Source organism: Amycolatopsis melonis (assembly GCF_040064235.1).
Taxonomy (GTDB): domain Bacteria; phylum Actinomycetota; class Actinomycetes; order Mycobacteriales; family Pseudonocardiaceae; genus Amycolatopsis; species Amycolatopsis melonis.
Window position 1 is genome coordinate 128200 of the sequence record NZ_JBDZYD010000019.1, and the last position, 10442, is coordinate 138641.

At 73.7% G+C, this 10442-nt stretch carries 1 protein-coding gene; it reads right to left on the bottom strand.

Going from position 1 to position 10442, the window contains the following annotated elements:
* Positions 1 to 2: 2 nt before the first annotated feature.
* The gene (locus ABJI51_RS40185) at positions 3 to 10328 is read right to left on the bottom strand and encodes an SDR family NAD(P)-dependent oxidoreductase (RefSeq protein ID WP_348956419.1); all 10326 of its coding nucleotides are present in this window, start codon (positions 10326 to 10328) and stop codon (positions 3 to 5) included.
* Positions 10329 to 10442: the final 114 nt, after the last annotated feature.

The window sequence follows — 10442 nt, forward strand, 5'->3', positions numbered from 1 at the left end:
CGTCAGCTCCCCAGTGCGTTGTCGATGAAGTCGAAGAGGTCGTCGGCCGACGCCGTGGCGAGGCTGTCGGGGACGACGGCCCGTGCGGTCCCGGACCACTTGGCCAGCAGCGTCTGCAACCGGCCGTGGACGGCCGCGCGGGCGGCGTCGTCCAGTTCCGCGGCCAGCAGGCCGGTTTCCAGCCGGTCCACTTCGGACAGCAGGCGGTCCGCGTCCGGCTCGGTGCCGGTCAGCTCGCCACGCAGGTACGTGGCGAGGTCCGCGGGTGAGGCGTGGTCGAAGACCAAAGTGGACGGCAGCCGCAGCCCGGTCGCCGCGGCGATCCGGTTGCGCAGTTCCACCGCGGTCAGCGAGTCGAAGCCGACCTCGAGGAACCCGCGGCCGGGGTCGACGCCGGTGGCGTCGGCGTGCCCGAGCACGGCGGCCATGGCCTCGCGGACCAGCTCCAGCACGATGCCGTCCTGCTCGGCCGCGGTCCGCCCGGCCAGCCGCCGGGCCAGCCCGACGGCGTCGGACGGCGCCGCGGTGCGCGGCTTGGTGCGGACCAGGCCGCGCAGCAGCGGCGGGACGTCGTCCCCGCGCAGGGCGGCGGGGTCCAGCCGCATCGGGACGAGCAGGCTCGCCGCGTCCCCGGCCGCCGTGTCGAACAGCGCGAGGCCGTCCTCAGTGGACAGTGGCAGCAGCCCGGACCGGCTCATCCGGCGCCGATCGGTCTCGGTCAGCCCGGCGGCCATGCCCGTTTCCCAGGCGCCCCAGGCGAGCGAGACGGCGGGCAGCCCGGCCGCGCGGCGGTGGCGGGCGAGGCCGTCGAGGTAGGCGTTGGCGGCGGCGTAGGCACCCTGGCCGGGCGTGCCCGCGAGGCCGGACACCGACGAGAACAGGACGAACGCGGCCAAGTCGGCGTCGCGGGTCAGCTCGTGCAAGTGCCGGGCACCGTCGGCCTTCGGCCGCAGGACGGCCGCGAGGTCGTCCTCGGTGAGCCGGTCGACGGTGGCGTCGGCCAGCACGCCGGCGGCGTGGATCACCGCGGTGAGCGGCCGCTCGAGGTTCTGCAGCAGCTCGGCCAGTGCGTCGCGATCGGCGACGTCGCAGGCCACGACGGTCACCTCGGGCATGGTGCTTTCACCGCCGCGGCGGCCGGCCAGGACGACGTGTTTCGCGCCGTTGCGGACGAGGTGCCGGGCGAGCGCGGTGCCGAGCGCCCCGGTGCCGCCGGTGACGAGGACGGTGCCGTCGGGGTCGGGCCGGTGCGGGACGGTGAGGGCGAGCTTGCCGACGTGCCGCGCCTGGCTCAGGTACCGCAGGGCGTCCGGCGCGCGCCGGACGTCCCAGGCGGTGACCGGAAGCGGCCGCAGGTGCCCGGCGGCGAAGAGGCCGAGCACCTCGGTGAGCATCCGCCCGAGCCGGTCGGCCCCGGCCTCGGCGAGGTCGAAGGCCCGGTAGTTGTCGCCGTCCCGGACGTCGGTCTTGCCCATTTCGAGGAACCGGCCACCGTCGGCGAGGAGGTTCAGGGAGGCGTCGACGAACTCGCCGGTGAGCGAGTTGAGGACGACGTCCATGCGCCCGAACTGCTCGGCAAAGGCAAGGGTCCGGCTGGAGGCAAGCCGCGAGGGCTCGACCCCGAGCGCCCGCACGACGGCGTGCTTCGCCGGGCTGGCGGTGGCGTGGACATCGGCCCCGAGGTGCCGCGCAAGCTGGACGGCGGCCATGCCGACGCCACCCGCGGCCGCGTGGATGAGGACGGACTCACCGGGCTTGAGCCCAGCCAGTTCGACGAGGCCGTAGTAGGCGGTGAGGAAGGCGACCGGAGTGGTCGCGCCCTGGGCGAACGTCCAGCCGGCGGGGATGGCGGCGACGAGCCGGTGGTCGGTGGTCGCGTGGGTGGCGAACGTGCCGCCGGGGAAGAGGCCGAAGACGCGGTCGCCGGGTTGGGCGGAGGTGACGTCGGCGCCGACTTCGGTGACGACGCCCGCGGCTTCCTGGCCGAGGGGGACGGGGCCGCCGGGGTATTGGCCGAGGACGTTGAGGACGTCACGGAAGTTGACCCCCGCGGCACGGACGGCGATGCGGACCTCGCCGGCGCCGAGGGATTGCCTGGCGGAAGCTGAACTACCGGCAGGCGACTGCGCTGCGGTGCCCTCGGCGAGCGGCAGCGTCCCCGCCGCCACTCCGCCGCCGCTGGGCTGTGCCGCGATGCCGTCCACCGTGCCCGGCTGGGTGATCGTCAGCTGCCACTCGCCCTCCGGCAGCTCCAGTGCCGTCTCCGGGCCGCGGGCGATGCGAGGCGCCAGGATCCTCCCGCCGCGGATTGCCAGCTGGGGCTCTCCGTCCGGCAGGAGGGGCAGCGGTGTCTCCTCCTCCAGGTCGACCAGCCGGAAGCGGCCCGGGTGCTCCGCCTGCGCCGACCGCACCAGCCCCCATGCCGCCGCCGCGGCGAGGTTCGGGACCGTGTCGCCTTCGGCCGCCGCGATTGCTCCGCGGGTTACGAACACCAGCTCCTGGTCGCGGTCGTCGGCCAGCCATGACCGGATTGCCGCCAGGACCGTGGCCGTCGTCGTCGGGATGTCCGACGGCTCCACCGGCAGGACCACCGAGTCCACTGTGGATTCACCCGTGACTTCCGGCCACTCCAGGTGGAACAGCGCGTCACGGACCTGCCCGAACTGATCCGGCGACACCGGACGCAGCACCAGCGACGTCACCGTCAGCACCGGACGGCCCTCGCCGTCGGCCACCGTCAGCGCGACCGTGTCCGGGGCGACCGGCGCCAGCCGGACCCGCAGCGACGACGCACCGATGCCGTGGCGGGTTACGCCGGACCACGTGAACGGCAGGCGGCCCTGGCCGTCGTCCGGCAGCAAACCCAGGCCCAGGCCGTGCAGGGCCGCGTCCAGCAGCGCCGGGTGCAGGCCGAAGCGGGCCGCCGGGTCGCGGTCGGACGGCGGCAGGGCCACCTCCGCGAACACCTCGCCGTCGCGGGTCCAGGCCGCATGCAGTCCCTGGAACGACGGCCCGTACGTGAAGCCTCGATCCTCGAAGCCCGGGTAGATCTCCGTCACGTCCACTTCGGACGCTCCGGCGGGCGGCCACTCGCCGAGTTCTTCGGCGGCAAGCGGTTCCGGCGACAGCACGCCGGTCGCGTGCCGGGTCCACGGCGCAGTGTCGTCGTGGCGGGAATGCACGGTGACCGGGCGGCGGCCGTCGTCGCCGGCCGGGCCGACCGCCACCTGGACGCGGACCGTGCCGGTCAGGGCCAGGGGTGCCGCGATCGTCAGTTCCTCCAGCGTCGGGCAGCCCGCCTCCGCACCCGCCCGCAGGGCGAGTTCCACGAACGCGGTCCCGGGCAGGATGACCGTGCCATGCACGGCGTGCCCGGACAGCCACGGCGACGTCCGGGTCGACAGCGCGCCGGTCAGCACCCAGCCGCCCTCGGGCAGCTCCACCGCCGCGCCGAGCAGCGGGTGGCCGGTCGGGGCCTGGCCGAGCGCGTCGACGTCCCCGGCCGCGGCGGTGTCCAGCCAGTACCGCTCGTGCTGGAACGCATACGTCGGAAGGTCCGTACGCACCGGCCCGGGGCCGAAGAACCGCGGCCAGTCGGCCGCCAGGTGCGCCAGCGCGGTCACGACGGCGGTGACTTCCGGACGTCCGGCGACCAGCGTCGGCACAGCATCCTCGACCATCGGGGTGAGCACGGCATCCGGTCCGATCTCGACGAACGTCCGCGCGCCCTGCTCCTTCGCCTTGGCGACCGCGTCGGCGAACCGGACCGGCTCGCGGACCTGCCGCACCCAGTACTCTCCCGGCGCCTCCTCCACAGTGGACACAAACGGAATCACCGGCTCAGCCGTGGTCAGGCCGTCGATCGCCGCAGCGAACTCCGCCAGCATCGGATCCATCAACGCCGAATGGAACGCGTGGCTGGTGTTGAGCCGCTTGGTCTTCGCGAACCTTCCCGCCACCTCGGTCACCGCGTCCTCCACACCGGACAACACCACTGAGTCCGGTCCGTTCACCGCAGCAAGCGAGACACCCTCCGGCAGCGTCAGAACGTCCTCTTCGGACGCCTGCACCGCGATCATCACGCCACCTTCGGGCAGTGCCTGCATCAGCCGACCGCGGGCTGCGACCAGCGTCGCCGCGTCCTCAAGGGACAACATCCCCGCGACATGCGCTGCGGCGATCTCGCCGACCGAGTGTCCGATGACGAAGTCCGGCCGCACGCCCCACGACTCCAGCAGGCGGAACAACGCCACTTCCAACGCGAAGATCTCCTGCTGAGCGAGTTCCGTCTGGGCCGAACCCGAGAGTTCCTTCACCCGCGGATCCAGATACGCACAGGCCGCATCAAACGCCTCGGCATACACCGGAAACGCCTCGTACAGCTCGCGACCCATCCCGGGACGCTGCGAACCCTGGCCGGTGAAGAGGAACGCCACCTTCCCATCGGCCCCGGGTCGCACCACCTCGGCGACCGGACGTCCCTCGGCCAACCCGGTCAGCCCCCGCCGGAAGCCGTCGAGGTCGGACGCGAGCACGACGGCCCGGCACTCGAGCGATGCCCGGGCCGTGGCCAGCGTCCGCCCAGTCTCGACGATGTCCGGCCCGGTCCCGGCGAACTCCAGCAGCCGCGCGGCCTGCGCCCGCAACGCCCCTTCACTCCGCGCCGAAATCGCCCACGGCACCGCGCTCCCCGAACGCCCCAATGTGGCCTTGGGTGCGCTCAACGCACCGAAGGCCGCCTTGGGGCGCTCTGGCGACTCCTCAAGGATGATGTGAGCGTTCGTCCCGCTGATCCCGAACGAGGACACCCCTGCCCGGCGCACCCGGGAACCGGCGGACCACGGAACCGGCGAGGTCAGCAGCCGGACATCACCGGACGTCCAGTCCACATGGGACGACGGCGTGTCCACGTTCAACGTCCGAGGCAGCTGCTCATGCCGCATCGCCTGAACCATCTTGATCACACCCGCGACACCAGCGGCCGCCTGCGTGTGCCCAAGGTTCGACTTCACCGAACCCAGCCACAGCGGCTCCGACCGGTCCTGCCCGTACGTGGCCAGCAGAGCCTGCGCCTCGATCGGGTCCCCGAGCCGCGTCCCCGTGCCGTGTGCCTCCACGACGTCCACATCGGACGGTGACAGTCCCGCATTCGCCAGCGCCGACCGGATCACGCGCTGCTGCGACGGCCCGTTCGGCGCCGTCAGGCCGTTGGACGCGCCGTCCTGGTTGACCGCCGAGCCGCGCAGGACCGCCAGGACCGGGTGGCCGAGCCGCTGGGCGTCGGACAGGCGCTCCACCAGCAGCAGTCCCGCGCCTTCGCCCCAGGCCGTGCCGTCGGCGGCGTCCGCGAACGGCTTGCACCGGCCGTCCGCGGACAGGCCGCGCTGGCGCGAGAACTCGACGAAGCCGATCGGCGTCGACATCACCGTCACGCCCCCGGCCAGCGCCAGCGAGCACTCGCCGGAACGCAAGGCCTGCGCCGCGAGGTGCAGCGCCACCAGCGACGACGAACACGCAGTGTCCACTGTGACCGCCGGGCCTTCGAGGCCGAACGCGTAGGCAATCCGGCCGGAGAACACGCTGGCCGCACTGCCCGTGCCGAGGTAGCCCTCGACCTGCTCGCGGGCGTTCATCAGCAGGGTGCTGTAGTCCTGGCCGTTGGTGCCGACGAACACGCCGACGCGGCTGCCGCGCAGCGCGGCCGGGTCGAGCCCGGCGCGTTCGAACGCCTCCCACGTCGTCTCCAGCAGCAGCCGCTGCTGCGGGTCCATCGCCAGCGCCTCGCGGGGGCTGATCCCGAAGAACGCCGCGTCGAAGCCGGTGACGTCGTCCACAAAGGACCCGTGCCGGACGTAGGACCGGCCAGGGGTTTCCGGATCGGGGTCGTACACGGCGTCGACGTCCCAGCCGCGGTCGGCCGGGAACGGCGTGACCGTGTCGCGGCCCGCCGCCAGCAGGTCCCACAGCTCTTCGGGCGAGCCGACGCCGCCGGGGAACCGGCAGCTCATCGCGACGATCGCGATCGGCTCGTCGACGGCTCCGCGTTCGGCGACGTCCTCGGTGACGTCGTCGCCGCCGAAGTGCGACGCCAGGTGCCGGACCAGCGCGGCCGGGCTCGGGTGGTCGAAGACCAGGGTGGCGGGCAGCCGCAGGCCGACCGCCGCACCCAGCTTGTTCCGCAGCTCGACCGCGGTCAGCGAGTCGAACCCGAGGTCGCGCAGCGCCCGCGCCGGGTCGATCCGCCCGGGCTCGGCGAACCCGAGCACGGCGGCGATCTGTGTCCGGACGATCTCCAGCAGCCGCCGGTCGCGCTCCGCGGGTGCCAGGCCCGCCAGGCCGGCATCGGCGACGTCGGTGCGGGCGTGCCGGATCTCCGGGAGGTCGGCCAGCAGCGGGCTCGGGTCGGCGGCCGTCCAGTCGACGTCGGCGACGACGACGGCCGTGTCGTCGAGGTCCAAGACGCGCTGGAGGCCGTCGAGGGCCAGCTCCGGCGGCATCGGCGGGACCCCGCGCTGCTGCAGGCGGGCTTCGAGGGCGCCGTCGGCCATGCCGCCGCCCGCCCAGTGGCCCCAGCCGATCGACGTCGCCGGCAGGCCGAGGCCGCGGCGGTAGCGCGCGAAGGCGTCGAGGAACGCGTTCCCGGGCGCGTAGTTGCCCTGGCCCGCGCCGCCGAACACCCCGGCGAGGGAGGAGAACAGCACGAACGCGTCGAGGTCGAGGTCCCGGGTCAGCTCGTGCAGCGTCAGCGCGGCTTCGGCCTTGACCCGCAGCACGCGGCCGACCTGGTCGAGAGTCAGTTCGTCGAGGACGGCGTCGTCGAGGACGGCCGCGGTGTGGATCACCGCGCGCAGCGGTGCGTCCGCGGGCAGGGCGTCGAGCAGCGCGCCGAGCGCGGCGCGGTCGGCGGCGTCGCACGCGGCGACGGTGACCCGCGAGCCGAGCGCGGTGAGTTCGGCTTCCAGCTCCGCCGCGCCCTCGGCGCCGGCGCCGCTGCGGCTGACCAGCAGCAGGTGGGGCGCGCCCTGGGCGGCGAGCCGGCGGGCGACGTGGGCGCCGAGCGCGCCGGTGCCGCCGGTGATCAGGACCGTCCCTTCCGGACGCCAGCTGCGCCGGGCCGTCGTGGTGGCGGGCCGGGTGAGGCGGCGTGCGAAGACGCCTTCGGGCCGGACGGCCAGTTCGTCCTCGGGGCCGGTCAGCGCGCCGAGGAAGAGGTCGACGACGGCGTCGTCCGCGTCGGCGGGCAGGTCGGCGACACCGCCCCAGCGGGCGGGCTGTTCCTGGCGGACGACCCGGCCGAGCCCCCAGACGAGAGCCTGCTCGGGATCGGTGACGGGGTCCGCGGCGCCCGTCGAGACCGCGCCACGGGTGACCATCCACAGAGGAACGTCGGCCTGGACGAGTGCCAGTGCGGTCGCGAGACCGGCGGGGACGTCCGGGTGGCCCGGCGTGCGCCCGGCCGGGGCGACGGCGACGACACCGCGGACGCCGGTGAAGTCACCCGGCTCGGCCGCGCGGACCACCTCGGCGCCGTGCCGGGCGAGACCGAGCGCGATGCGGTCGGCGAGTTCGTTGTCCGGGCCGCACACGACCCATGTTCCGTCCAAGGCGGACTGTCCTACCGGGACGAGCCGCCAGGTGACCTCGAAACGCAGGTCGTCCGCGGTCGTGCGGCGCCGCGGTGCGGCGGGCTCGGACCAGTAGCGGTCCCGCTGGAAGGGGTAGGTGGGGAGGGTGACGCGGCGGGTGCCGGTGCCCGCGAAGAACCCGGCCCAGTCGACCTCCGCGCCACGCGCGAACGCCTCGCCGAGCGACGTGACCAGGCGGGTCAGGCCGCCGTCGTCACGCCGGAGGGTGCCGACCGCGGCGGCGGCCGCACCGGCCTGCTCGATCGTCTCCTCGACACCGGCGGTGAGCACCGGATGGGCACTGCACTCGACGAAGACCGTCGCCCGGTTCGCCAGCAGTGTCGTGACGGCCTGGTCGAATCGGACGGGTTCGCGCAGGTTGCGGTACCAGTACGCGGCGTCCAGCCCGGACGTCTCCAGCACCTGCCCGGTGACCGCGGAGACGAACGGGATCCGCCCGGCCCGGGGCCGCACCGGCGCGAGCGCCGACGCCAGTTCTTCGGCCAGCAGCTCCACCTGAGCCGAGTGGGACGCGTAGTCGACGGCGATCCGGCGGGCCCGCACGTCCACCGACGCCAGCAGCTCGTCGAGGGCGCCGGCTTCGCCGGACACGACGACCGACGACGGGCCGTTGACCGCGGCCACGGAGATCCGCCCGGCCCAGGGCGCGATCAGCTCTTCCGCCCGCGACGGCGAAGTGCCCAGCGACACCATGCCGCCGAGGCCGGACAGCCGCAGGATCGCCTTGCTCCGCAACGCGACGACCCGGGCACCGTCCTCAAGCGACAGTCCACCCGCGACGACGGCCGCGGCGATCTCACCCTGCGAGTGCCCCACCACGGCAGCGGGCTCGACGCCGTGGGAGCGCCAGACCTCGGCCAGCGACACCATCACGGCCCATAGCACCGGCTGGACCACGTCGACGCGCTGGAGGTCGCCGTCGAGAGCGTCCAGGAGGTTCCAGTCCACGAAGGACTCCAGGGCGGCCGCGCACTCCGCCATCCGGGCGGCGAACACCGGCGAGGATTCCAGGAGTTCGCGGCCCATCCCCGCCCACTGCGAGCCCTGGCCGGGGAAGACGAAGACGACGTCACCCGGGTTCGCCGGGGTGCTCACGCCGTCGGCGACCGCGGCGAGCCCGGCCGCGTCGAGAACCACGGCGCGGTGCTCGCGCACCGAGCGGGTGGTGGCCAGCGCGCGGCCGACGTCCACCGGGTCGTCCTCGCTGCTCTGGAGGGCCCGCGCGAGGTCGCGCAGGGCGGGGCCGGTCTTGGCCGACAGGACCCACGGCACCACCGGCAGGTCCCCGGACTGCTCGGGCTCCTCGGCGGGCACTGCCTCGATGACGACGTGGGCGTTGGTGCCGCTGACCCCGAACGACGAGACCCCGGCTCGCCGCGGCGTGTCCGTCTCCGGCCACGGCACGGCCTCGGTGAGCAGCCGGACCTGACCGGAGTTCCAGTCCACATGCGACGACGGCGCGTCGACGTGCAAGGTCTGAGGCAGCACGCCGTGCCGCATTGCCTCGACCATCTTGATCACGCCGCCGACGCCGGCCGCAGCCTGTGTGTGCCCGATGTTGGACTTGAGCGAACCGAGCCACAGTGGACGATCCCGGTCCTGCCCGTAAGTCGCGAGCAGCGCTTCGGCTTCGATCGGGTCGCCCAGGGTCGTGCCGGTGCCGTGTGCCTCGACGACATCCACATCGGACGGAGACAGCCGCGCGGCCGCCAGTGCCGCCCGGATCACCCGCTGCTGGGACGGGCCGTTGGGCGCGGTGAGGCCGTTGGACGCGCCGTCGGAGTTCACCGCCGAGCCGCGAAGCACGGCGAGCACCGGGTGGCCGTGGCGGCGGGCGTCGGAAAGCCTTTCCAGCAACAGCATTCCGGCGCCTTCGCCCCAGGCGGTGCCATCGGCGGCCTCGGCGAACGCCTTGCAGCGGCCGTCGGCGGCGAGGCCGCCCTGCTGGCTGAACTCGACGAACCCCTCGGGCGTGGTCATCACGGTGACACCGCCTGCGAGGGCGAGCGTGCACTCGCCCGCGCGCAGGGCCTGGGCGGCAAGATGCATCGCGACGAGCGACGACGAGCAGGCCGTGTCGACCGTCAGCGCCGGGCCTTCGAGACCGAAGGTGTAGGCGATCCGGCCGGAGAACACGCTGGCCGCGCTGCCGGTCAGCAGATATCCCGACAGGGCCTCGATCTGCTCCTCGGACGGGCCGGAAATCTGGGCCATACCGCCGACGAACACGCCGGTGCGGCTGCCGCGCAGGGCGTCGACCGGCAGGCCGGCGCGCTCGAACGTCTCGTGCGCGACCTCCAGCAGCAGCCGCTGCTGCGGGTCCATCGCGACGGCTTCGCGCGGCGAAATGCCGAAGAACTCCGGATCGAACTCGGCGGCGTCCGGAAGGAACCCGCCCTCGCGGACGTAGCTGTGCCCGGGCTGCGCGTCACCGGGCCGGTAGAGGCGCGCGGTGTCCCAGCCGCGGTCGGCCGGGAAGCCGGAAATGGCGTCGGTTCCGTCGGCGACGAGCTGCCACAGGCGTTCGGGCGTGTCCGCGCCACCGGGGTACCGGCAGGCCATGCCGACGATCGCGATCGGCTCGCCCGCCTTCTCCTCGGCATCACGCAGCCGGGCGCGGACGTCGTGCAGGTCCGCGGTGACACGCTTGAGGAAGTAGCGGAGCTTGTCTTCACTCGACATGGAGGGTCCTCGGGAAACAGGTTGTCGGTGGGCGCGTCATGAGATGCCGAACTCGGTACCGAGCAGGCGGAACATCTCGTCGTCGTCGGCGGAGTCGAGGCGGTCGGTGATCGA

Bases quoted from the DNA above. Each gene is read 5' to 3' on its own strand.
- ABJI51_RS40185 (WP_348956419.1), bottom strand. From the start codon at position 10,328: ATGTCGAGTGAAGACAAGCTCCGCTACTTCCTCAAGCGTGTCACCGCG.